Source organism: Streptomyces sp. NPDC003027, from assembly GCF_053591435.1.
Window position 1 is genome coordinate 1 of the sequence record NZ_JBSFTU010000052.1, and the last position, 22,253, is coordinate 22,253.

Annotated in this window: 20 protein-coding genes; 5 read left to right on the forward strand and 15 right to left on the reverse strand. The window is 72.0% G+C overall.

Going from position 1 to position 22,253, the window contains the following annotated elements:
- Window positions 1–342: chorismate synthase (locus tag ACWDX6_RS27150; protein ID WP_451487515.1), on the forward strand; the 342-nt coding region annotated here is incomplete at its 5' end.
- 181 nt (window positions 343–523) lie between these two features.
- Window positions 524–1,717, forward strand: a complete 1,194-nt coding sequence (locus ACWDX6_RS27155) for an IS701 family transposase (protein WP_451487546.1) — start codon at window positions 524–526, stop codon at window positions 1,715–1,717.
- On the opposite strand, the gene ACWDX6_RS27160 is transcribed toward ACWDX6_RS27155, so the two are convergent.
- The 15 genes from ACWDX6_RS27160 to ACWDX6_RS27230 form a co-directional block, all read right to left on the reverse strand.
- Window positions 1,678–3,651, reverse strand: a complete 1,974-nt coding sequence (locus ACWDX6_RS27160; protein ID WP_451487516.1) for a helix-turn-helix domain-containing protein — start codon at window positions 3,649–3,651, stop codon at window positions 1,678–1,680. The two genes, ACWDX6_RS27155 and ACWDX6_RS27160, sit on opposite strands and share 40 nt — an antisense overlap.
- Window positions 3,652–3,831: 180 nt before the next feature.
- Window positions 3,832–4,680 (reverse strand): AfsR/SARP family transcriptional regulator, encoded by an 849-nt coding sequence (locus ACWDX6_RS27165; protein ID WP_451487517.1) that lies wholly within the window; start codon window positions 4,678–4,680, stop codon window positions 3,832–3,834.
- A gap of 164 nt (window positions 4,681–4,844) precedes the next feature.
- Window positions 4,845–5,606 carry a hypothetical protein gene (locus tag ACWDX6_RS27170; RefSeq protein WP_451487518.1) on the reverse strand — a complete coding sequence of 254 codons (762 nt, stop codon included), beginning with the start codon at window positions 5,604–5,606 and terminating at the stop codon, window positions 4,845–4,847.
- A 46-nt stretch (window positions 5,607–5,652) separates the two neighbouring features.
- Complete coding sequence (locus tag ACWDX6_RS27175) at window positions 5,653–6,174, reverse strand: hypothetical protein (protein WP_451487519.1); 522 nt, start codon at window positions 6,172–6,174, stop codon at window positions 5,653–5,655.
- Window positions 6,171–7,439 carry an MCE family protein gene (locus ACWDX6_RS27180; protein WP_451487520.1) on the reverse strand — a complete coding sequence of 423 codons (1,269 nt, stop codon included), beginning with the start codon at window positions 7,437–7,439 and terminating at the stop codon, window positions 6,171–6,173. Before ACWDX6_RS27180 ends, ACWDX6_RS27175 begins: the two co-directional genes overlap by 4 nt.
- A complete protein-coding gene (locus tag ACWDX6_RS27185; protein ID WP_451487521.1) occupies window positions 7,436–8,752 on the reverse strand; it encodes an MCE family protein in 1,317 nt (438 codons plus the stop codon). Before ACWDX6_RS27185 ends, ACWDX6_RS27180 begins: the two co-directional genes overlap by 4 nt.
- Complete coding sequence (locus ACWDX6_RS27190) at window positions 8,749–9,921, reverse strand: MCE family protein (protein WP_451487547.1); 1,173 nt, start codon at window positions 9,919–9,921, stop codon at window positions 8,749–8,751. The genes ACWDX6_RS27185 and ACWDX6_RS27190 overlap by 4 nt, the downstream gene beginning before the upstream one ends.
- Window positions 9,922–9,932: 11 nt before the next feature.
- Window positions 9,933–10,916 carry an MCE family protein gene (locus ACWDX6_RS27195; protein WP_451487522.1) on the reverse strand — a complete coding sequence of 328 codons (984 nt, stop codon included), beginning with the start codon at window positions 10,914–10,916 and terminating at the stop codon, window positions 9,933–9,935.
- Window positions 10,913–11,953, reverse strand: a complete 1,041-nt coding sequence (locus ACWDX6_RS27200; RefSeq protein WP_451487523.1) for an MCE family protein — start codon at window positions 11,951–11,953, stop codon at window positions 10,913–10,915. Before ACWDX6_RS27200 ends, ACWDX6_RS27195 begins: the two co-directional genes overlap by 4 nt.
- A complete protein-coding gene (locus ACWDX6_RS27205; protein ID WP_451487524.1) occupies window positions 11,950–13,194 on the reverse strand; it encodes an MCE family protein in 1,245 nt (414 codons plus the stop codon). Before ACWDX6_RS27205 ends, ACWDX6_RS27200 begins: the two co-directional genes overlap by 4 nt.
- A gap of 4 nt (window positions 13,195–13,198) precedes the next feature.
- Window positions 13,199–14,032 (reverse strand): MlaE family ABC transporter permease, encoded by an 834-nt coding sequence (locus ACWDX6_RS27210; protein ID WP_451487525.1) that lies wholly within the window; start codon window positions 14,030–14,032, stop codon window positions 13,199–13,201.
- Window positions 14,033–14,034: 2 nt separating this feature from the next.
- The gene (locus ACWDX6_RS27215) at window positions 14,035–14,805 is read right to left on the reverse strand and encodes an MlaE family ABC transporter permease (RefSeq protein WP_356888410.1); all 771 of its coding nucleotides are present in this window, start codon (window positions 14,803–14,805) and stop codon (window positions 14,035–14,037) included.
- Window positions 14,802–15,752 carry an ABC transporter ATP-binding protein gene (locus tag ACWDX6_RS27220; protein WP_451487526.1) on the reverse strand — a complete coding sequence of 317 codons (951 nt, stop codon included), beginning with the start codon at window positions 15,750–15,752 and terminating at the stop codon, window positions 14,802–14,804. Before ACWDX6_RS27220 ends, ACWDX6_RS27215 begins: the two co-directional genes overlap by 4 nt.
- Window positions 15,753–15,837: 85 nt before the next feature.
- The gene (locus tag ACWDX6_RS27225) at window positions 15,838–16,893 is read right to left on the reverse strand and encodes a sigma-70 family RNA polymerase sigma factor (RefSeq protein WP_451487527.1); all 1,056 of its coding nucleotides are present in this window, start codon (window positions 16,891–16,893) and stop codon (window positions 15,838–15,840) included.
- A 100-nt stretch (window positions 16,894–16,993) separates the two neighbouring features.
- Window positions 16,994–18,064, reverse strand: coding sequence for a lytic transglycosylase domain-containing protein (locus ACWDX6_RS27230; RefSeq protein ID WP_451487528.1), 1,071 nt, complete (start codon window positions 18,062–18,064; stop codon window positions 16,994–16,996).
- Window positions 18,065–18,630: 566 nt separating this feature from the next.
- Between ACWDX6_RS27230 and ACWDX6_RS27235 the strand changes: the two genes are divergently transcribed.
- The 3 genes from ACWDX6_RS27235 to ACWDX6_RS27245 all read left to right on the forward strand — a co-directional run bounded on the left by ACWDX6_RS27235 (window position 18,631) and on the right by ACWDX6_RS27245 (window position 22,243).
- A complete protein-coding gene (locus ACWDX6_RS27235; protein WP_451487529.1) occupies window positions 18,631–19,668 on the forward strand; it encodes a helix-turn-helix transcriptional regulator in 1,038 nt (345 codons plus the stop codon).
- A 120-nt stretch (window positions 19,669–19,788) separates the two neighbouring features.
- Window positions 19,789–20,118, forward strand: coding sequence for a hypothetical protein (locus ACWDX6_RS27240; RefSeq protein WP_451487530.1), 330 nt, complete (start codon window positions 19,789–19,791; stop codon window positions 20,116–20,118).
- A 274-nt stretch (window positions 20,119–20,392) separates the two neighbouring features.
- Window positions 20,393–22,243: an amino acid adenylation domain-containing protein gene (locus tag ACWDX6_RS27245; protein WP_451487531.1), complete on the forward strand. Its 1,851-nt coding sequence runs from the start codon at window positions 20,393–20,395 to the stop codon at window positions 22,241–22,243.
- The last annotated feature ends 10 nt before the right edge of the window (window positions 22,244–22,253 follow it).

Sequence of the window (22,253 nt, forward strand, 5' to 3'; positions counted from 1 at the left end):
GAGATCGTCTCGACGCCCGAGGGCATCAAGCGCACGTCGGGCCGCTCGGGTGGTACGGAGGGTGGTCTGACCACCGGTGAGCTGCTGCGGGTGCGTGCGGCGATGAAGCCGATCGCGACCGTTCCGCGCGCCCTGGCCACCGTCGATGTCGTCACGGGTGAGGCCGCCCAGGCGCACCACCAGCGCTCCGACGTGTGCGCGGTCCCGGCTGCCGGGATCGTCGCGGAGGCGATGGTCGCGCTGGTCCTGGCGGACGCGGTGGTGGAGAAGTTCGGTGGCGACAGCGTCCCGGAGACCCGCCGCAACGTCCGGTCGTACCTCGACCACCTCCAGATCCGCTGACCGGACCGAGCCCACGACCAACCTGTGGCCAAGGGTGCACGGATGGTCACAAGTGGGTGGCCTGAGCACCTCGTCCTCCCCCGTCCGCGACGCCAGGGTGAGGGGTGACCGTAGTCGCCCCCACCACGACTGGAGTGTCGTGAACACAACTGGCAACGGAGACCTCGCCCACCGCCTGACCGTGCCCCACCAGGTCGGAATCCCCACCGGCAGCGCCGCGTCCGACCACGTCCTCGCCGAACTCCGCGACACCTTGTTCTCCTCGTTCCGAAGGAAGGACCAGCGGCTCAAGGCAGAGCGGTACCTGCACGGACTGCTCACCGCCCGAGGACGCAAATCCGTCCGCAACATCGCCCTCCAGCTGGGCGGTCCGGCCACGGAACAGAGCCTGCACCACTTCATCGCCAGCTCCACCTGGGACTGGCGGCCGCTCCGCCTCGCCCTCGCCTCCCACCTGGAGCGGACGGCCGCTCCCCAGGCCTGGGTCGTACGCCAGATGGAGATACCGAAGGCGGGCGAGCACTCGGTCGGCGTGGACCGGCGGTTCGCCCCCAACCTGGGCCACATGTTCCGCGGCCAGCAGGCGTCCGGCGTTTGGCTCGCCTCGCCGGAGCTGAGCGCACCCGTCGACTGGCGCCTGCACCTGTCCGAGCAGTGGGTCAACGACCGGGAGCGCCGTGACCGTGCGGAGGTTCCGCACGGAGCCGAGGCGGAGAGCCCGCAGGAGTGCGCCGTGGCGGCCGCGCTGGAGACCGTACGGCGCTGGGGCGCCCCCCGGCGGCCGGTCCTGATCGATCTGCGGTGCGGCGACGCCACCGCGTCGGTGGCCCGGCTCGCCGCGGCGAACGTCCCCTTCCTCGCCCGGATCAGCGGCTCCTGCCGGCTGTCCGTCGCGGACCGCGCCATGCCCGGATTCCGGCGCGGCTCCCTGTCGGCCCAGCGGATCGTCGAGTCGGTCAAGGGGACGCGCGCCCCCGTGCGCTGGCGGGACCCGGCCGCCGGGCACGCCTCGCGGGTCTCCCTCGCCGCTCTGGTCCCCGTGGAGTTCCCCGAACCGTCCGCCGGCCCGCGACGACGGCTCGCCCTGCTCGGGGAGTGGGACGACCCGAGCCGCCCGCCCTCCGCCCTCTGGCTCACCGGCATGGCGCACCCGGCCGCGGGACCGCTGCTGCGCCTCACCCGGCTGACCCGCAGGGTCGACGCCGACTTCGCGCACGTCGGCGAGGAGGCGGGACTGCGGGACTACGTCGGCCGGTCCTTCCGCGGCTGGCACCGGCACACCACGCTCGCCTCCGTGGCGCACGCGGCGGTCGTGCTGTCCCGGGCCGCGGACGGCTACGCCACGGGCCGGCCGCTCGAACTCGCCTCGGCCTGAGGGCCCGGCCCGGACCGGCGCTGCCCGCGCAGGGCCTCCCGGGAGCGGTGCAGCCGCAGCGCCAGCTGCACCTCCAGGGTCCTGGCCGGCTGCTGCCACTCGTCGCCCAGGAGGTCGCCGATCCGGTCCAGCCGACGGGAGACGGTGTTGGGGTGGACGTCGAGTACGGCGGCGGCGCCGCGCGGACTGCCCCCGGACGCGAAGTACGCCTCCAGGGTGTCGGTGAGGTCCGTGAGCCGGTCCCGGTCGTAGTCGAGGACGGGACCGATCGCGGACCGGACGTAACCCTCCACGTCATGGCTGTCGGACAGCAGGAGGCCGAGGAAGCCCAGGTCCTTCGCGGCGGCGGCGCCGCCCGCGCCGCCCAGCGCGGTCAGCGCGTCCAGGCAGCGCATCGCCTCCCGGTACAGGGGGGCGATCGCGGCCGCGGCCCGGCCCGGCCCCGCCGCGCCCACGGACACCGGATGGCCGAGCACCGGCGTCAGTTCGTCGGCGACGGCGCGGGCGGCGGCCGAGGCGTCCGTGCCCGGCAGGAGCAGCAGGATGCGGCCGCTGTGCACCGTCTTGAGCCCGGACAGTCGGTGCGCGTAGGAGGAGGCCCACACCACCGCACGGCCCTGCTCGCCCCCCTCGGGATGGGCCACGACCAGGACGTGCGGCGCCTCCAGGTCGATGCCGAGGCTGCCGGCCCGGTGGGTGAGATGGTGCGTCTGGCGGCCGATCCGCGGATCGGCCGCGAGGAGCTCCTCGAACAGGTCGTCGCGTACGGGTCCTTCGGCCACGTCGGTGCTCCGCCGCAGCAGCAGCTGGATCGCGAAGGTCTGTGCCGTCAGCTGCAACAGGCCCTCGTCCTCGCCCACCAGAGCCGTCGTCGGCCGCAGCAGCAGCGCGCCCAGATCCTCCGCGCCGGCGACCACCGGGGTGACCCAGGTGCCCTGGGCGGTGACGACGGGGCGCAGATGGGCGTGGGCGTCCAGCACCGCCTCCGCCAGGGCGGCCTCGTCCTGGTCACCGAGGTCGCCGCTGGCGGCGAGGACCCGGCCGCCCGGGTCGCGCAGTTGCAGCGCCGCGTCCAGCGCGCTGCCGGCCGCCGCCGCCACGGTGGTCAGATCGGCACCGGCGAGCAGCATGCCGAGGGCGCGGCTGTGCGCCTCGTTGAGCTGCTGCAACCGCACCAGGCTGGTGCGCGTGCGGAAGCTGTCCAGTTCGAGCTGGCCGACCTCGCCCCAGGCTTGTTCGAGGCGTTCGGCCCGCTCGATGGCGACGGCGGCGAGCGCCGCCAGCGAGCAGACCAGCCCGATCTCGTCGGGGCTGAAGTGGCGGACCGTGCGGGCCGATCCGTAGAGGACGCCGACGGCCTCGTCCCCCCGGCACATCGGCACGGCCATGATCGCGTGCAGCCCTTCGGCCCGGACCACCTCGTCGACGCTGGCGTTGTGGGTGAGGCTGTCGTCGTTGAGGTAGTCCGCCGTCCACAGCGGTGCCCGGACCTCCAGGCTCTGGTGTCCGAGGCCGTGCCCGGCGGGGACCTCCTGGCCGGCGACGAGCGCGGTGGTCGAGCCGTCCGCGGCCCGCACGCGAAGGCCGCCCTCCGGGTCGAGGAGGGCGACCGATGTCATGTCGAAGTTGAGCAGCCGCTTGACCCGCCTGGTGACCACGCGCAGCAGTGCTTCGAGGTCATGAGGGGACGTCAGGTCGCGGGCGGTGTCGACCAGGTCGGCCAGGCCGTCCTCGCGCCGGCGCCGCCGGCCCTGCCAGTCGTACACGTGCCGGGCCAGATGCACGGCCTGCTCCAGGCGGGCCACGTCCGGCTCCGCAGCGCCGTCGCGCCGCGCACGCTGTAACAACTCGTCGAACCGTTCGGGTGGCGCCTGTTCGGCGAGAAGCTCCAGGACGAGCATCAGGTCGGCGTCTCTGGTCTCGGCATCCGTCATCTGCGCAGGCCCCCGTCGAAAGTCTGTCTACCCCTCAGCGGAAGCTAGTTCGCCCGTGATCCACCAGTCAACCGGTGACCTGCGGTTATGCCCGGAGCCGGTGGGCGGGGCACCACCCGCGGCGAGGGTGTGGTGTGCCGGACACACCCCGCCGGGCCCGGCTCAGCCGCCCGGCCCGGCTCAGCCGCCGACGCCGACGCCGCCGATCGCGAGGGCGGTCCTGGCCGGCCGCGGCCGCTCGATGCCGACCGGACGGGCGGTGCGCAGAAGGGTCCTGACGCGGCCGACCGCGGGTTCCCGGCGCTGCCGGGTGCCCCGGAGCAGCCTCTTGCAGTCCTCGAGTACGTGAACAGGGTCCGGGCCGTGTTCCAGCTCCGCCAACAGCCTCTCGTACGCGGGCTGCGGACCGCTGAACCTGGCGAGGAACCCGGGCAGCCCGGCGTACAGCTCGCGGCGGCGGCCGAGCCTGAGCTGTGCCTCGATCCACTGGTCGAGCGCCTGGACGCGGGACTGCTCCAGGCGCGTGATGTGGGCCCGGAGCTGCGGTCCGGCCGCGACCTCGGTGTACGCGTCGGCGGTCCACAGCGCCAGGGCCTGCCCCAGCCGTTCGGCCGCCGTCTCCAGGTCCTCCAGCTCCATGGCCCGGTAACCGGCGCCCACCGCGCGGTGGAAAGCGCAGACGTCGGAGCTGCCCCCGCCGGTGTCGAGCCGAAAGCCGCCGGGCAGCGAGACCAGGACGTCCCGGGCGGACCGGGCCACCGGACGGGAGTCGGTGCCCGGCTCCTCGCGACCGGCGCGCAGCGCGGTGTCGATGAGTTCGCGCAGTTGCCGGACATAGGTCTCGACCATGTCCAGCGCGTGGGCCGGCGGGCCGTCGGGCCAGAGCTCCTGCACCACGACGGCCGTCGGAACGACCTGGTTCGCGAACGCCGTGAGCAGGGCGAGCATCCGTCTGGCCGGAGCCGCGACGGGCACGATGGGCGTCCCGCCCTCCTTGACGGCGAACACGCCCAGCACCTTCAGATCCATACTGTCCCCCTCCGTATGGCACATGACGGGGGACCGCGCCGGGCGCAAGCGCTACCGACACTTATCCCCTCTCCCCACTGAATAATAAATAGTGGTCATTATTTTGTCTCTAGGGGGAAGCAGAACTTGACGGAGTGGAAACGTCTGTCGCCGTGCCGGCGACATCACAGGGCGTCGACGGCGCTCACCTTCCAGCCCTGGGGCGTGCGGGCCAGGGTCATCCGGACGCGGTTGAGGTCGACGCGGGGGCCGGAGACCTGGGTGCTGTCGGTGACCTGGTTCATGAAGAGCAGGACGACGGCCTCGTCCGGCGACGCGGAGACCACCGAAACGGCCGGTGCCGCGCCGTCGCCCGGCGGCCCGGCCACGCTCGCCTTGACCACGCCCTGGTACTTCTTGGCCGTCGGCGCGACCACGGCCGTGGTCGTCTTCTCGTACTCGTCGAGGAACGAACCGGTGAGATGGCCGCGCGCCGCGGCGAAGTCGCGGTCCAGGTGGCGGTAGTCGTACGACAGGATCACGGGGGCCGCTGTGCGCGCCGCCGCGGCCGCGCTCGTACGGGCCTGATCCGTCCGGACCGCCTCCCGGTACCGCAGGCCGAGGAGGGTGGTCGCGGTCAGGCCCACGACGACGAGGAGCGCGAGGATCGCGACGAGGCGGCCGCGCCGTCGGCGTGACGGGGTGCCACCGCCGACCTCGACGGCCTCCGCGCGCTCGTCCGTCCCGGGGTCCTCGACGGCCTCCGCGCGCTCGTCCGGCTCGGGGTCCTCGACGGCCTCCGGCCTCTCGGTCTCCTCCGCGTCGGACACCGGAACCGGCGGCGTGGGGGACGCGACGGCTTCGGGCGACTCGGCGCGGCGGGCCTTCTCGGCGCGCTTGGCGGCGGCGCGGGCGGCCGCCGCGACTCGGACGGGCTGGTTCGCCACGACGTTTCTCCTTACGGGTGGTACGGGTGGTACGGGTGGGGCGGGTTCAGCCGACGAACTCGACGTTGGAGGTCAGCCACCGGCCACCCTCGAACACCAGGTCCAGCTGAAGCCGGTAGTTGCGGGCGGTGCCCTCCGGGGCGGACACGTTGCTCACCTTGCTGTCGGTCACCACCAGGACGCGGGCGGTGCGTTCGTCCGCCCGGGCGATGCCCGCGTCGAGCACCTGCCCCTCGGAGACCGACTTGTTGGCGGCGACGAGCTTCGTCAGCTCCGCGGTCTGCGCCGCGAACTGCTTCTTGAACTCCCCGGTCGCGCCGTTCAGCACGTTCTGGCTGTCACGGGCGTAGTGCCGGTAGTCGAGCGAGGTGAAGTTGAGCGCCGACTGGCGGGCCGCGGCCAGGATGTCCTGGTGCCGCCGCTCCGTCTCCCGGCGTTCGTACAGCTGGTGGCCCAGCCACAGGGACGTGGCCGTCAGGACGGTGGCCGCGACGGCGAGGCCGGCGGTGAGCGCCCTTCCGTGACGCGCCGCCCACACCGCCACGCTCCTCAGGAGGACGCGGGTCATGCCATGGGTCCCACGAGCAGCCATTGCCATGAGTCCTTTCCGAACGCGTTCCGTGCTCCGCCCGTCGAGCCGATCTCGACGGGCGTTCCGTCCGGGCCGTACGCGGCTCCGGTGTCGGGGTCGTAGGCCGTGACGTGCGATCCCCGGCCGGCCGGCCGCCCCTGCGCGCCCGGTGCGTTCTGGGCGCCGCGGACGGAGGTCTCACTGCCGCGCGGGGCGGTGCAGCGGGCCCGGGTGTTCGCCGGGCGGTCGCTGGTGTCGGCGGGGTCGCGGCGCCGGGTGTCGTAGCCCTGCCGGCAGGCCGGCGGGTCGTCGGCGTTGACCACCATCCCGAAGTGGGTGGTGCCGTCACCGGGAATCACGGTGTAGCTGCCGGCGACCACGACCGGGAAGGTCACCAGCATCTGCTCCACACCGGGCAGCCGGGCGACGGTGATCTGACCACCGCTGATCAGGTTTCCGAGGAGGACGGGCAGGTGCGTCTGGTTGGCCTTCAGCAGCGAGTCCAGCTCCTGCGCGGCGGGTGTGCCGTGGTCGATGAGGGCCCGCAGATCGCCGTCGGAGGCCTTCAACTGGGCGGTCAGATCCGCCAGGTCGCGGGAGAACGACGCGATGGCCGAGCCCTTGTCGGCCTGCGTCCTCAGGACCGTCCGCGAGTCCTCGATCAGCCGGATCGTCTGGGGGAGCGAGTCCGAAGCCGACTCCACCAGGGCGTTGCCCGAGTCCACCAGCCGGGTCAGATGCGGGCCCGTGCCGGCGAACGCCTCGCCGAGCTCGTCGACCGTGACCCGCAGGTCCTTCTTGTCCACGGAGTTCACGAGCCGGTCCAGGCTGAGGATCAGATCGGTGGTGGGCACCGGCACCCGGGTGTTCCGGCGGGCTATGGCGCCGCCGTCCCGGAGGTAGGGCCCGCGGTCGGCGCGCGGCTGCAGGTCCACGTACTGCTCGCCCACGGCGGAACGGTTCGCCACCACCGCCAGGGCGTCGGCCGGGATGCGGGTGCCGTCCTCGATGTGGAGGGCGACCGAGACGCCGTCGGAGCCCCCCAGCCGCAGATCGCCCACCCGGCCCACGGGGACCCCGCGGTAGGTGACCTCGGCGCCCGAGTAGATCCCGCCGGAGTCGGCGAGGTCCGCCCGTACGGTGTAGCCGCGGTCCAGGAGGCTGTCGGCGAGACCGGTGTACTCGGCGCCGACGTAGGAGACCCCGACAGCGGTGACCAGCGAGAAGGCGATCAGTTGGGCCTTGACCGTACGGGTGATCACAGCCGCATCCCCTTCAGCATCAGTTCCGCGAGCGGCAGGTTCACGCCGCGCCGGTCGTCCCCGCCGCCGTGCGAGGTGTGGCTCCCGCCGTACGAGGCGTGGCTGCCGGTGCACACCGGCGGGCAGAGCACGCCGCCGTCGCCCGTCCCGCCCCCCGGCCCGTTCGGAGGGACCGTCGGCGAGGGGACGGGTGTCGTCGGCAGACCGGGCGTGCCCGGCAGTTCGGGGGTGCCGGGCAGGCCGGGGGTGCCCGGGAGCGTGGGCGCGCCGGGCACCTGGGGAGCTCCGGGCTTCGGCGGCTCGGCGGGATCGTCCGTGAGGTTGCCGTACATACCGCGCAGATCGAGGTCGGCGGTGACCTTGAGGTTGACGTAGTCGCCCTTGATGGCGTCCACGGCGTTGCGCGGGAACGGGTAGGTGGTCAGCAGCTCCAGGGAGTTGGGCAGATCGGCGCCGGCCTTGTTCAGCTGCTCCAGGATCGGCCGCAGGCTCCGCAGGTTGGCGAGCACGTCGTCGCGCGACGCGTTGATCACGCGCGTGCCGGTCCTGCCCAGCTCCGACAGGGAGGTGAGCATCGCGGTCAGCTTCGTGCGCTGGTCGGCCAGGACCTTCAGCGCGGGCGGCACGGTCGTGAGGGCCCGGTCGATCGTGGCCTTCTCCTTGGCGAGCGTCGTGGCCAGCTTGTCGAGGCCCGCCAGCGCGCGGACGATGTCGGCGCGCTGCTTGTCGAGACCGCCGATGAAGGTGTCCAACTCGGTGAGCAGCGACTTGACCCGGTTCTCGCGGCCCTCCAGGGCCTTGTTCAGCTCCATGGAGATCGTCTTGAGCTGGGCCACACCGCCGCCGTTGAGCAGGGCGGAGAGCGCCGACAGCACCTCTTCGATCTCGGGGTTGCGGCCGCTGCGGGAGAGCGGGATCTTCGCGCCGTCGGTGAGCCGGCCCACGGGCGCGCCGTCCGCCGGTGCCGACAGGGCGACGTACTTCTCGCCGAGCATGCTCGTCTGCCGCAACTCGGCGACGGCGTTCCCGGGCAGTTCGACCGAGTCGGAGACGCGCAGCCGCACCCGGGCGTGCCAGCCGACGAGTTCGATCTTCTCGACGGCTCCGACGGTGACGTTGTTCACCTTCACCGTGGACTGGGGCACGAGATCGAGGACATCCCTGAACTCGACCGTGACCCGGTAGGCGTCGCCGTCGGCGGCGGCCCCGCCGGGCAGCTGCACGTCGTACAGCCCGTTGAAGGAACAGCCGGTCAGCAGCAGCGAACCGGCGGCCGCCCAGACGACCGCCCGACGCGTCGTGTGCGTGCTCATGCACGGGCCTCCAGGATTCCGCCGAGCGTCCTGTCGACCGAGCCCGTGCCCGAGGCGGCGGCGCCCGCGGGGACCGCGCCCGCGGCGGGCAGCTCCGGCAGGGAGTCGAACAGCTTCTTCAGGTCCCCGCAGTCGGCCTTCTCGCCCGTCGTCCGGAGAATGGAGCAGAGCAGGGAGGCCGGATCCTGGGGGTGGTCGGGGTTGTTGCGGGTGTCGAGGGTGCCGGACCCCGGGTTGTAGGCGTTCTGCAGGTTGGAGAGCCCGGCGGGGGCGACCTCGAGCAGTTCCTCCAGCGCGGCGCGCTGGGTGACCAGTACCTTCGTCACCTTGGCGAGCCCCTTCACGTCGGCGGTCAGCGCCTTCTTGTTCTTCTTCACGAAGTCGGCCACATCGGCCAGTGCGACGGCCAGGTGCTTGATCGCCGCCGCGAGGTCCTTGCGTTCGCCGGCCAGTTGCCCGGCCACGGCGGCCAGGCTGTCGTTGAACGCCCGGACGCTCGCGTCGTCCGCCGCCAGCGCGGCCGTGAACACCTGGAGGTTCCGTACGGTCCCGAACAGGTCCTGCCGGCCGTCGGACAGGGTGGTGACGGCCTGCGAGAGGTTCTCCACCGTCCGGTGCAGCTGAGCGCCCTGGCCCTGGAGGTTGTCCGCTCCGACGGCGAGGAGCCGGGACAGCGACCCGTCCTTGTTGGCACCGCGCGGGCCCAGTGCGTCCGCGGTGGTACGGAGGCTGTCGAAGACGCGGTCCAGTTCGACCGGTACCGCCGTCCGGTGCTCGGGGATGACGTCGCCGTCGCGCAGCGCGGGACCGCCGCGGTAGACGGGCAGCAGCTGGAGGTAACGGTCGCTGACCACCGAGGAGTTGATGATGGCGGCCTTGGCGTCCGCCGGGACCTTGCGTTCGCCTTCGTACTCCAGCTCCACGCGCACCCGGTCGCCCTGCGGCGTGATCCTGGTGACCTGGCCGATCCGGACGCCGAGGACACGGACGTCGGAGCCGGGGTAGACGCCGACCGTGCGCGGGAAGTACGCGGTGACCCGGACGGTGGGCGACTGCGGCCAGTACACGACGGCGAGCGTGGTGGCGACGGCCGCCAGCGCGGTGAGCAGTGCCAGCCGGCGGACGACCCGCCGGTTCGTCGTGAGCCCCTTCGTCGTGAGCCGCTTCATCGCGATCCGCTTCATCGTGAGCCTCCCGTGCGAGGAGTCACCGGGACCGGCGCGACCAGGTTCTGGATGTAGCTGTCGAACCAGCGGCCGTTCCCGAGGGTGTTGGTGAAGACCCGGGCGAAGGGCGCCATCAGCTTGACGCTGCGGTCCAGGCTCGCCTGGTTGCGTTCCAGCAGTCGGACCACCGCGTTCAGGTTGCTGAGGGCGGGCCCGATCTCCTCGCGGTTGTCCCGTACGAGTCCGGAGAGCTGGATGCCCAGGGCGACCGAGCTCTTGAGCAGCGCCCGGATGACGTCACGCCGCCGGGTGATCTCCTTGAACAGCTTGTCGCCGTCCTTGACCAGCGTGGTGAACTCGCCCGTCCGCTCGGCGAGCACACCGGTGACGCCGTTGGCGTGGTCGAGGAGTTCACGCAGCGCCTTGTCGCGGGAGGCCACGGTCGTGGAGATCCTCGACAGGCCCTGGATGGAGGCCCGGACCTCGGGGGGCGAGTCCTCGAAGGTGGTGGAGATGGTGTCCAGGGCGGTGGCCAGCCGCTCCGTGTCGATCTGCTCGGTGGTCGTGGTCAGATCGCTGAACGCCTCCACCACGTCGTACGCCGCCACGGTGCGGCTCAGCGGGATCTCGCTGCCCGGCTCCAGCCGGCCGGGGCCCTTCGGCTCAAGCGCCAGGTACTTCGCGCCCAGGATCGTCTTGATCCGGACGGCCGCGCCGGTCTCCTTGCCGAGTTCCGGGTCCCCCTTGATCCGGAAGGTCACCTTGACGTGGTCGCCGTCGAGGTCGACGTCGTCCACCTTGCCGACCTTCACCCCGGCGATACGGACCTCGTCGCCGGACTTGAGACCGCCCGACTCGGAGAGCGCCGCGCTGTACTCCTCGCCGTTCCCGATCAGCGGCAGGCTGTCGGCGTTGAACGCCGTGGCGATCAGCGCGACGACCATGGTGAGGCCGACGGCGCCGATGACCACGGGATTGCGTTCGCGGAAGGGGATCATCCGGCGCACCTCGCCCGCGCGACATGGAGTTCGGGTGTGATGACCTCGCCCGTCTTCGGCAGCACGATCCGGCCGTCGAAGTCGCACAGGTAGAAGTTGAACCAGGAGCCGTAGGACGCGGTGCCGGTCAGCTTGTTCAGTTTGTTCGGCAGTCGCCGCAGGACGCCTTCCACGGTCTTCTCGTTGTCCTTCAGCGTTCCGGTGAGCTTCGACAGCTCGGCGATGTCGGCCTTCAGCGGCGGCCGGGCGTCCTTGAGCAGGCCGGACGTGGCCTCCGCGAGGCCGTTGATCCCCGCCAGCGAGTCACCGATGGGCTTGCGGTCGGCCGAGAGCCCCGAGATCACCCGTTGCAGCTGCGCGAGGAGATCGGAGAAGCGGGTGCTGCGCTTGTTCACGGTCGCCAGCACGGTGTTGAGATTGGTGATCACCGAACCGATCAGCTTGTCGCGGTCGGCGAGGGTCGTGGTGAGCGAGGCGGTGTGCGCGAGCAGGCTGTTCACCGTGCCGCCCTCGCCCTGCAGGGTCTTGATGATCTCGGTGGCCAGCTGGTTCACGTCCTTCGGGCTCAATGCGGCGAACAGCGGCTTGAAGCCGTTCAGCAGCGCGTTGAGGTCGAGCGCCGGCTCGGTGCGGGAGAGCGGGATCCGTCCGCCGGGGGGCAGCCGCGTCCCGTTCCCCGCGCCTTCCGTCAGCGCGATGTACCGCTGTCCGACCAGGGACCGGTAGCGGATGACGGCGCCGGTGCTGGTGAGCAGCGGCCGGTCGCGGGAGACGCTGAAGGTGACCTCGGCCAGCGTCCGCTCGGTGATGCGGATGGACTCGACCTCGCCGACGCGCACTCCCGCGACCCGGATGTCGTCGCCCTCCTCCAGGCTGGTGACGTCGCTGAACACCGCCGTGTACGTGTCCTGGGGTGTGAAGGAGACGTTGACGATGGTGGCGGCGAGCACCGCCGTGGCCAGCACGGTCACCACGGTGAAGAGGCTGAACTTGACCAGCTGGGGCGCCGTCGCGCGTGCGCTCGTCCTCGCGCTCATGCGACGCTCACCGCCGTTCCCCGTGCCATCGGTCCGAAGAGCAGCGTCGCGACCGCGGGGACGTCGGCGGCCGGCACGCCCATGACCGGGGCCACGAGCGTGGCGACGGCGCGCTGTTCGGCCGCCGTGCCGGAGAGGGTCTCCCCGGACGCGGGCGATGTGCCGTCGTCGAGCTTGGGGTGCGGCGCGGGTACGCGCGGGTGGGGCAGGTCTCTGCAGTCGGGGCCGGAGCGGTCGGCATAGCGCGGTTCCTCGCCGGGGTGGTAGGGGGGCCGTGGGCGTACGAACTCGAGGGTGATGCGCATCTGCCCGCCCCTGAAGGTCTCTTCGGCGGCCGCCTCCTGCCGGACCAGGCCGGAGAGCAGACAGGGGTACTCGGGGGAGTAGCGGGCGAACAGGGCGAGCGTGGGACGGGAGACCCGGCCCAGGGTGATCAGCCGGTCGGCGTTGTCGTCGAGGAATCCCTCCGTGGTGCCCGCGGCGGTGGCGGTCCAGGTCAGGGCCGACGCGAGCCGGGCCTCCTTCTCGACCAGGGTCCGGCTGGTGGTGAGGGTGTTGTCCAGGATCCGCATCAGGTCGGGTGCGGCGTCGGCGTACACCTCGGCCACGTCGGCGAACCGGGAGATGTCCTCCCGCAGGGACGGCATGTGCGGATTGAGCCGGCGGAGGTACTCCTCCACGCGTACGAGGTTGTCGCCGATCCGGTCGCCGCGTCCTTCGAGCGCGGTGGCGAACGCGGACAGGGTGGCGTTCAGCTTGGCCGGCTGCACCGTGCGCAGCAGCGGCAGCAGGTCGTTCATCAGCCGCTGGAGCTCGATGCCGACGGTGGTGCGGTCCTGGGTGATGACGTCACCGGCGGCGATGTGCCGTGACGACGGGGCGCGCGGCGGGACCAGCTCGACGTACTTCTCGCCGAAGAGGGTCTTGGGCAGCAGCCGGGCGTGGACGTCGGCGGGGATGAGGGTGACGTGCTCCGGCTTGAGGGCGAGGGAGAGCACCGCCTTCTCGCCGTCGGCCCGGACCTCGCGGACCTCGCCGACCAGCAGGCCGCGCAGTTTGACGTCCGCGCGCGGCTCCAGCTGGTTGCCCAGGGTGTCGGCCTCCAGGGTGACCCGGACGACCGGGGTGAACACCTGCTGGTAGACGGCGACGGTCAGCGACAGCAGGAGCGCGATCACGGCGAGGAAGACGATGCCGTACACCCGCAGCCGGGCGGTCGGGGACAGAGTCGGTGGACGCATGGCCTTACCCCGCTATCCGTACGGTCGTGTTCGCGCCCCAGATCGCCAGGCTGAGGAAGAAGTCGAGGATGTTGATGGCGACGATGGAGGTCCGCACCCCGCGGCCGACCGCGACACCGACTCCGGCGGGGCCGCCGCTCGCGTGGTAGCCGTAGTAGCAGTGGACCAGGATGATCACGACGGCGAAGACGATCACCTTGCCGAAGGACCACAGCACGTCGACGGGGGGCAGGTACTGCTGGAAGTAGTGGTCGTAGGTGCCGGCGGACTGCCCGTAGTAGCCGGTGGTGATGGTCCGGGCGGCGAAGTAGGAGGAGAGCAGCCCGACCACGTACAGCGGGACGACCGCGACGAAGCCGGCGATCATCCGGGTGGTGACCAGGAAGGGCAGCGACGGGACGCCCATCACCTCGAGGGCGTCTGTCTCCTCGCTGATCCGCATCGCGCCGAGCTGGGCGGTGAAGCCCGCGCCGACCGTGGCGGACAGGGCGAGCCCGGCCACCAGCGGGGCGATCTCGCGGGTGTTGAAGTAGGCGGACAGGAACGCCACGAAGTTGGACGTGCCGAGCTGGTTGAGCGCGGCGTACCCCTGGAGTCCGACCTCGGTGCCGGTGAAGAAGGAGAGGAAGGCGATGACGCCGACGGTGCCGCCGACGACGGCCAGCGCGCCGCGGCCGAAGCTCACCTCGGCCAGCAGGCGCAGCACCTCCTTCTTGTAGCGGCGCAGGGTGCGACCGGTCCAGGCGAGGGAGCGCCCGTAGAACGACATCTGGCGGCCGAGCTCCTCCAGGAGCCGCCCGGCGCCGCCGAGTGGGTTGAGCCGGTTCGGCAGAGCCATCGCTAACCCCTCTGCGGAACGAGTTGGAAGTAGACCGCCGTCAGCACGAAGTTGGTCACGAAGAGCAACATGAAGGTGATGACCACGGACTGGTTCACGGCGTCGCCGACTCCCTTGGGGCCGCCCTTCGCGGTGAGCCCCTTGTACGAGGCGACGATCGCGGCGATCGCGCCGAAGACCAGCGCCTTCAGTTCGGCCGCCCACAGGTCGGACAGCTGGGCGAGCGTGGTGAAGGAGGCGAGGTACGCGCCGGGTGTGCCGTTCTGCAGGACGACGTTGAAGAAGTAGCCGCCCGCCACCCCGACCACCGAGACAAGACCGTTGAGCAGCACCGCCACGAGCATCGTGGCAAGTACCCGGGGCACGACGAGCCGGTGGATCGGGTCGATCCCGAGCACCTGCATGGCGTCGATCTCCTCGCGGATCTTGCGCGCCCCGAGGTCCGCGCAGATCGCGGTGCCTCCGGCGCCCGCGATGAGCAGGGCCGTGACGATGGGGGACGCCTCCCGCAGCACGGCGAGCACGGAGGCGGCGCCGGCGAACGACTGGGCGCCGAGCTGCCGGGTCAGGCTGCCGATCTGGAGCGCGATGACGGCTCCGAAGGGGATGGAGACCAGGGCGGTGGGCAGGATGGTGACGCTGGCGACGAACCACGCCTGCTGGATGAACTCCCGCACCTGGAAGGGGCGTCGCGGAAGCGTCCGCAGGACGTCCAGGGCCATGGCGAAGAGGCTTCCGGTGTGCCGGAGCGCCCCGGTCGGTGACAGGCTCACGCGTCCGCCACCTCCCGCCTGTCCTCGCGTGCGGCGATCGCCTGCCACCGGGGCGGCCGGGTGACTCCGGGGCTGGGCAGCAGGCGGGGGGTGATGCCCGCTCCGGACGCTCCCTTGCCGCCCGCGGGGCCGCGGTGGTCCCCGGCGTCGAGCTGGGCCAGCTCCTGCTCGACCTGGGCGGCGTCCTTCTCCTCCGCCATGCCGATCGGCCCCTGCATGCGGCCGTTGAGGAACTGCCGTACGACCGGCTCGTCGCTGGCGAGCAGCTCTTCGCGAGGGCCGAACATCACGAGTTCGCGCCGGAAGAGCAGCCCGATGTTGTCCGGGACCTGCCGGGCGGAGGCGATGTCGTGAGTGACGATCAGGAAGGTCGCGTCGATCTGCGCGTTCAGATCCACGATGAGCTGGTTGAGATAGGCCACCCGCACCGGGTCGAGTCCCGAGTCGGGCTCGTCGAAGAGGATGATCTCCGGGTCGAGCACCAGCGCCCGGGCGAGACCGGCCCGTTTGCGCATGCCGCCGGATATCTCGCCGGGCAGCTTCTCCTCGGCCCCGATCAGACCGACCATGTCCATCTTCTCGAGGACGATCCGGCGGACCTCGCCCTCCGGCTTACGGGTGTGCTCGCGCAGCGGGAAGGCGATGTTGTCGTACAGGTTCATCGACCCGAACAGGGCGCCGTCCTGGAACAGCACGCCGAAGAGCTTGCGCACCTCGTAGAGGTCGCGCTCGCGCAGCCGCGTGATGTCCTGGCCCGCGATCGTGATCGATCCCCGGTCCGGCTTCAGCAGGCCGACGAGCGTTTTGAGGAACACCGACTTGCCCGTGCCCGAGGGGCCGAGCATGACGGACACCTCGCCGGCGGGCAGCGTCAGCGAGACGTCCTGCCAGATGACCTGGTGGCCGAAGGATTTGGTCAACCCTTCCACACAGATCTCGACACCCATCCGGTTCACCCTTCAGCGGGGAGCAGCTCCGACACCTGCTCTACGGGGAGGGGCGGCGCGTCCGTCGCGGAAAGGCGAAGATTTTTTACGGGGCGGAAACCGGACCGTCGCCCGAGGGGCGGCCGGTCACGACCGAGAGAGCGTCGGACAGGGGCACACGGGGCACGTCGGGCACTTCGGGCGCCTCGACCACGGGCACGTCGGGCAGGTCGGGCGCCTCGACCTGCGGCACCTGGGGCACCTGGGGAGCCGGGACCGCCGGGACCGCCGGCACGGGCAGGTCGGGGACGGGGACCCGCGGCACCGGCACCTCGGTGGCGAACACCTCAGGCAGCACCGAGGCGAGGCCGGAGGGCGACGGCTTCGCGCTCGCCGGCGCCGGACGGCCGGGCGAGGGGGACGCGGACGGGGCAGCGCCGGCCCGGCCCGCCGTCTCCTCGGCCCTTTCGGCCTCCACCGGGTCCACCGCCACCGACGTGACCCCTCGCGGAGGGGGCCCCGAGCGGTCCGGCTCGTACTCGTAGGTGAAGGGCAGGGTCAGACCCACCACGGCGAGCGTCGCCGCCGTGGAGGCCGCGACCGCCATCTGGGCGTTCCCGCCCGCCTGGGTCCGGCCGCGCCCGCACAGCCACAGGGCGAGCGCCAGCGTGCCCGCCAGCGAGTTGCGCAGCGTGCGCCGGGCCCTGGCGAGCAGCGACTCGACCGCCTCGTAGCTGAGCCCCATCTCCTGGGCGACCTGACCGACATCCCGGTCCTGGGCTTTCAGGCGGAGCGCCTCGGCCTGGCGGGCGGGCAGCTCCCGGCTCCGGAAGGCCAGCCACTTCGCCTCCGCCCGGTCGCACACCGCCTCGTCGACGGGGACCGGGCCGGGGGCGACGAGCCTCGGGATCCGCCGCACCTCGGCCTCGCGGTTGACCTGCCGGTACCGGTCGACGCACAGGCGCATGGTCACCGTCGTCAGCCACGCCCCCAGCCGAGGGTCGTCGAGGTCGAGGTGCGGGTTCTCCGCGGCGCGCAGCATCGCCTCCTGGACGGCGTCCTCGGCGTCCTCGGTGCTCAAGGATCTCCGGCGCGCCACCTTGAGCAGCTGCTCGCGATGGCTCCACAGGTGCTGCCACCCAGGATGTAGGTCCGTCGCCATGAGGGCCCCTTCACGCTCACACCGGACTGCAGGGCGGCGGCGACATTACCGCCCGGTATCCGGAGTTGTGGAGGGGTGGAGCCGGAGTGAGTCCGCACCGTTACGGGGTGAGTGGTCCGGGGGCCGGGAGGACGGGGCCGTCCGGCAGCCCGACACCGGTGCCGGGGGTGGTGACCGCAGGTGGGGGCGTGAACGAGGGGGTCGGTGAGGGCTCGGGTGAACGGCTGGGCGTGGGCGCGGGCTTGGGCTTGGCGGTGGCCGGAGGGGCGGGTGCGACGGAGGGCGAGGTACCGGTACGCGGACGCGAGCCGACCGGCCGGCCGGGCGCGGCGCCGGACGGGGCCGCCTCCACCGGGCCCGCGTCGCCGGCTTCACCCGGGCCGTCCCCGTACCGGCCGCCCCAGCCCGATCCGTCCGGGACGTGGCCGTCCAGGAAGTACGCGTACCAGGACCGGACGGTGCGGAGGTACTCCCGCGACCGGTTGTAGGAGAGGACGGCGCGGTCGAGGTCGTCCGGATCGGAGAGGACGCGTCCGCCCGCGCAGAGGTAGCGGCCGGCCGCGAGGGCCGCGTCGTAGACGTTGTGGGGGTCGGCGCCGCCGTCGCCGTTCCCGTCGGCGCCCCACCGGGCCCAGGTGGAGGGGATGAACTGCATGGGGCCGACCGCCCGGTCGTACGAGGTGTCGCCGTCGTACGCGCCGTCGTCGGTGTCGTGGATGGTGGCGAACCCGTCGCCGTCGAGCCGCGGGCCGCGGATGGGCGCGTAGGTGGTACCGCTCTGGTCCACCCTGCCGCCCCGCGCCTGGGCGGACTCCACCTGGCCGATCGCGGCGAGCAGCTGCCAGCGCAGGGCGCAGCGCGGGGTGCTCCGCGCGACGGCCGCCTCCGCCCTCCGGTACGCGTCGAGGACGGTGGCCGGAACGGCACCGCCACCCGTCTCGACGGCGACGGCCGGGGCCGGACGCCGAGGCGGCAGGGCGCCGCGCACCGACAGCGGCGGCAGCGCGGTGTAGTAGTACGCATCCCCCGGAGGGGCGGCGTCCGGCTGTCCGGTGACCTCCTGTGCCACGGGGCTCGGTGGCTGCGAGGCGGTCAGCACCGCCACGGCCACCGCCGCGGCCGCCGTCCCCGCGACACCCCTGCGTATCCGTCCTGCGACCCGTCTCGCCATGCCCCGGACCCCTCCCGGCTCCCACCGCCGCACCGAGGACCGGCGCGGCATCCGTCACCCGCTCTACGGGGGGACGGGGCGCGTCCGTCGCGGAGTCCCGGCTGTTTTTCGGCCGTCTCGCCGCACCGGCGACGGCAGGCGCCCGGACCTCGTGGAAGACCCGGATCAGGACACCGGCCCGGAACACCGGTCGGGGCGCGTCCTCGGTGGGGGAGACCCGGACGCGCTCGAAGGGGGCGCGGAAGGGGCCGTCGAAGGGGCCGTCGACGAAACTCTCGGGGACGTGGGCACGGCGATGCGGTGATCGCGGGAACCGCGCGGTCGCGGCGCCCTATGCCGTTCCCGACCAGTTTGTTCGGCCTTCATCATTCCGCCCGGGTTTCCCCTGTCCCGGCCGTTTGAAACCACGATTCGGCACGGTCCCCTTTTCAGCTCCCGTCCTGTAACGTCAATCACCCGAAAGGGCGCCCTGAACTCCGTACCGGAATCGACCATCCGGCGCTGAATACTACGGGGCGGGCAAAGGATTCGGCCGAGGATCGATCCATTGGGTGAGGATGGGTTACATGGGGGGCTTCGCCGATCCGTGCCGCGAGACGCGCGCGGGCACGGATCTCTCGTCGCTCGCGGCGCTGATCGGACAGGACGAGATCTGCGTCGACGTCTACCGCCTGGTGATCACCGAACCCGGCTGGGGACTCGCGGAGATCGCCAAGGAGCTGGACGTCGAAGAAGCCGCGGTCCGGGTGTGCCTGGACCGGCTGGCCGAGCTCTCGATGCTCTATCCGACAAAGGACGCGACGGATGTCGCCCCGATCAGTCCCGAAGTCGGTCTCGCCGCGTACATTCACCGCCGGGAAACCGAAATTCATTCCCAGCAGCTGGAGTTGGCGACGATACGGGCGGCCACCGCCGAACTCACCGCGATGTACGCCTCGCAGCGCGCCCGGCACGGCAACGTCGGCCTCGAACAGCTCGAAGGCGTCAACGAGGTGCGGGCCCGGCTGTCCGAACTCGCCCGGCACGCCGGCTCCGAGATCCTCGCCTTCATGCCCGGCGGCGCCCAGAGCCCCGAGGCGCTGGAGGCCAGCCGCCCGCTCGACGAGCAGAGCCTGTCCGCCGGGGTGAAGCTGCGGACCATCTATCTCGACAGCGTGCGCAACTGCCGGGCCACCACCGAGTACGCCCGCTGGCTCTCCGAACTCGGCGGCGAGATACGCACGATGCCCTCGCTGCCGCTGCGCATGCTCCTCGCCGACCGGTCGGTGGCGCTGCTGCCGGTCAGCCCCGACGACACCCGCGCCGGTGCGGTGATCCTGCGCGCCCCCGGTGTGGTGACCGCGCTCCTCGCGCTGTTCGAGATGGTCTGGGAGCGCGCCACCCCGCTGCACGGCGACTCCCGGCCGGCCGTCGACGCGCCCTCCGAGCAGGAGATCGAGTTGCTCCGGCTGTTGCAGAAGGGGCACACCGACGAGGTGGCAGCCAAGAAGCTGGGTCTCTCCCTGCGTACCGCCCGCCGGATGATGTCGGCCATCTCGGCCCGCCTCGGCGCGCGCAGCCGGTTCGAGGCCGGTGTGCTCGCGGAGCGGGCCGGCTGGCTCTGACGTTCGTCGCACGATCCCGCCAAGGGCTCGCCGAATACCGGCGGGCCCTTTCCTGCCATGGCATCAACCTGCCCTGAGTGTGCCGACGAACCCCGCCGGACGGCTGGGATTCTCTCTGCCATGTACGCCATCCATCTCGATGTCCCACCCGATGAATTCGGGGTCGCGCGCATCGATCCCGATGATCTGGCCAGAGTGGTCCCCCAGGTATCCAGCTGCCAGGTGGAGCACGTCTATCTGCCCAAGCCGCCCGAGACCGACCGGCGTTCCGTCGTCTTCGTCTCCGCCGCCTCCGCGCCCGAGGCCGGCACGAGCGTCCTCGCGGCCGTCCAGTTCCTGTTGCGGCCTCCGGTCGAGCGGGTACGGGTCGAGCTGAGGGTGCCCCAGGAGGGCCGGGACCTCGGGCTCTGCCACGGGATCGTGTGCGTCGTGGACGCCGTGGTGCCCTGAGGAAGGCCCTCCACGGCCGCCGGTGCGCCCCGACCCCGGCCCCTCGCGGCCGCCGTCGTCGACGCCCCACTCCCCGGCGCTGGCCACTTGCAGCCACTGCACCTTGGTGCCAGGAGATTCCCTTGAAGGGCCCCTGGAGCGGCTGACACATTCATGAAGGCGGACGGCGGAAGGTGCCGCCGAGAGTGCCACGAATTCCGAGAAGCATGCGAATCCCGCGAATCCCGCGAATCCCTGAAACCCCTGCTCCATGACTGGGAAAGGCTCCACGTCTATGAATCCTGGTGCGATTTCCAGCGAATCGCTCGATGATTCGCTCACCCTGCACGAAAACTTCGAGCGGATCGCCGCGCGATTCCCGGAATCCGTGGCCGTCACCGATGGCCGGACCCGGCTGACCTACGGCGAGCTCGACGCCCGCGCCGATCGGCTGGCCCGTGCGCTGCGGGCGGCCGGCGCCGGGCGGGACCGGAGGGTCGGGCTCTGCGTGGAGCGCGGAACCGACCTCGTCGTCGGTCTGCTCGGCATCCTCAAGGCCGGCGCCGGATACGTCCCGGTCGACCCCGCCTACCCCGCCGACCGCCGTGACTTCGTCCTCGCCGCGTGCGACGCCGGTGTCGTCGTCGCGAGCGGCGCGACGGCCGGTCTGGTGACCGGACAGCGCGTCGTCCTCGTGGACGGGCTGCCCGACGGCGACGGTGTCGACGCCGGCATCCCGGACGGCCACCAGGCCGCGGACCCGTCGAGCCTCGCGTACACGATCTTCACCTCGGGCTCCACCGGTGAGCCCAAGGGCGTCATGATCGAGCACCGCAACGCGGTCCGGCTCTTCACCGCCACCGCGCCGGTCTTCGGCTTCGACGAGAACGACGTCTGGACCGCCTTCCACTCCGCGGCCTTCGACTTCTCCGTCTGGGAGATCTGGGGCGCGCTGCTGCACGGCGGCCGCCTGGTCGTCGTCGACCACGACACCGCCCGCGACCCGGGGGCGTTCCACGCGCTGCTGCGCCGCGAGCGGGTGACGGTGCTCAACCAGACGCCGTCGGCCTTCCGCAACCTCGTCAACGCGGACCTCGACGCCCACGCCGCCGACCCGGCCACCGCGGCGCTCAGCCTGCGGTACGTCGTCTTCGGCGGTGAGCGGCTGGACTACCGCGCCCTGACGCCGTGGACCGACCGGCACGGCTTCGACGCGCCCGCGCTGATCAACATGTACGGCATCACCGAGACCACCGTGCACGTCACGTGGAAGCGGATCGCCGCCGCCGACCTGGCCGGTGAGGGCCCCAGCCCGATCGGCGAGCCCATCGCCGACCTGCGCGTCGACATCCTCGACGAGCAGGGGCGCTCCCTGCCGCTCGGCGAGGAGGGCGTCATCCACGTCGCCGGCGCCGGTGTCGCCCGCGGCTATCTGAACCACCCCGAGCTCACCGCCCAGCGGTTCGTCGAGCGCACCGACGCCGAGGGGACCACCCTGCGCTGGTACGACTCCGGCGACCGCGGCGTCCAGACCGCCCCCGGCACGTTCGCCTACACCGGCCGCGCCGACCGCCAGCTGAAGGTCCGCGGCTACCGCGTCGAGCCCGGTGAGATCGAGGCCGTCCTCAGCCGGCACCCCGCCGTCCGGGACGTCGTCGTCATCGCCGCCGACTTCGGCGAGGGCGACCCGCGCCTGGTCGCGTACCCCGTGACCACGGCGGCGCCGGAGCGGCTGGTCGCCGAGCTCAAGGACGCCGTCGCCGCCGCGCTGCCCGCCTACATGGCGCCCTCGGCCTACCTCCCGCTCGACGAACTCCCGGTCACGGTCAACGGGAAGCTCGACGAGGGCGTGCTGCGCAAGCGGCTGGAGCTGAAGCTCGCCGAGGCGTCGCAGGGCGAGACCGAGGGGGCCTCCGTCGAGGACAAGCTGCGCGCGATCTGGTCGGAGGTGCTCGGCACCGACGGCATCAAGGACACCGACGAGTTCTTCGACCTCGGCGGCACGTCGTTCTCGCTGATCCACATGCTCAGCGTCGTCAACGACCGATTCGGTCTCAGCCTCAACGTCGGCACGCTCGCCGAAGGCGCGAACATCGCCGCCCTCGCCGCCGCCGTCAAGAACCAGCTCGCCGCCACCTCCCGCTAGGAGCGCAGGA

What these genes read in the sequence shown, in the direction of transcription:
- ACWDX6_RS27160 (WP_451487516.1), bottom strand. Translation starts at nt 3,651, where the DNA reads ATGACGGATGCCGAGACCAGAGACGCCGACCTGATGCTCGTCCTGGAG.
- ACWDX6_RS27165 (WP_451487517.1), bottom strand. Translation starts at nt 4,680, where the DNA reads ATGGATCTGAAGGTGCTGGGCGTGTTCGCCGTCAAGGAGGGCGGGACG.
- ACWDX6_RS27175 (WP_451487519.1), bottom strand. Translation starts at nt 6,174, where the DNA reads ATGACCCGCGTCCTCCTGAGGAGCGTGGCGGTGTGGGCGGCGCGTCAC.
- ACWDX6_RS27185 (WP_451487521.1), bottom strand. Translation starts at nt 8,752, where the DNA reads ATGAGCACGCACACGACGCGTCGGGCGGTCGTCTGGGCGGCCGCCGGT.
- ACWDX6_RS27190 (WP_451487547.1), bottom strand. Translation starts at nt 9,921, where the DNA reads ATGAAGCGGCTCACGACGAAGGGGCTCACGACGAACCGGCGGGTCGTC.
- ACWDX6_RS27195 (WP_451487522.1), bottom strand. Translation starts at nt 10,916, where the DNA reads ATGATCCCCTTCCGCGAACGCAATCCCGTGGTCATCGGCGCCGTCGGC.
- ACWDX6_RS27200 (WP_451487523.1), bottom strand. Translation starts at nt 11,953, where the DNA reads ATGAGCGCGAGGACGAGCGCACGCGCGACGGCGCCCCAGCTGGTCAAG.
- ACWDX6_RS27205 (WP_451487524.1), bottom strand. Translation starts at nt 13,194, where the DNA reads ATGCGTCCACCGACTCTGTCCCCGACCGCCCGGCTGCGGGTGTACGGC.
- ACWDX6_RS27210 (WP_451487525.1), bottom strand. Translation starts at nt 14,032, where the DNA reads ATGGCTCTGCCGAACCGGCTCAACCCACTCGGCGGCGCCGGGCGGCTC.
- ACWDX6_RS27220 (WP_451487526.1), bottom strand. Translation starts at nt 15,752, where the DNA reads ATGGGTGTCGAGATCTGTGTGGAAGGGTTGACCAAATCCTTCGGCCAC.
- ACWDX6_RS27225 (WP_451487527.1), bottom strand. Translation starts at nt 16,893, where the DNA reads ATGGCGACGGACCTACATCCTGGGTGGCAGCACCTGTGGAGCCATCGC.
- ACWDX6_RS27230 (WP_451487528.1), bottom strand. Translation starts at nt 18,064, where the DNA reads ATGGCGAGACGGGTCGCAGGACGGATACGCAGGGGTGTCGCGGGGACG.
- ACWDX6_RS27235 (WP_451487529.1), top strand. Translation starts at nt 18,631, where the DNA reads ATGGGGGGCTTCGCCGATCCGTGCCGCGAGACGCGCGCGGGCACGGAT.
- ACWDX6_RS27240 (WP_451487530.1), top strand. Translation starts at nt 19,789, where the DNA reads ATGTACGCCATCCATCTCGATGTCCCACCCGATGAATTCGGGGTCGCG.
- ACWDX6_RS27245 (WP_451487531.1), top strand. Translation starts at nt 20,393, where the DNA reads ATGAATCCTGGTGCGATTTCCAGCGAATCGCTCGATGATTCGCTCACC.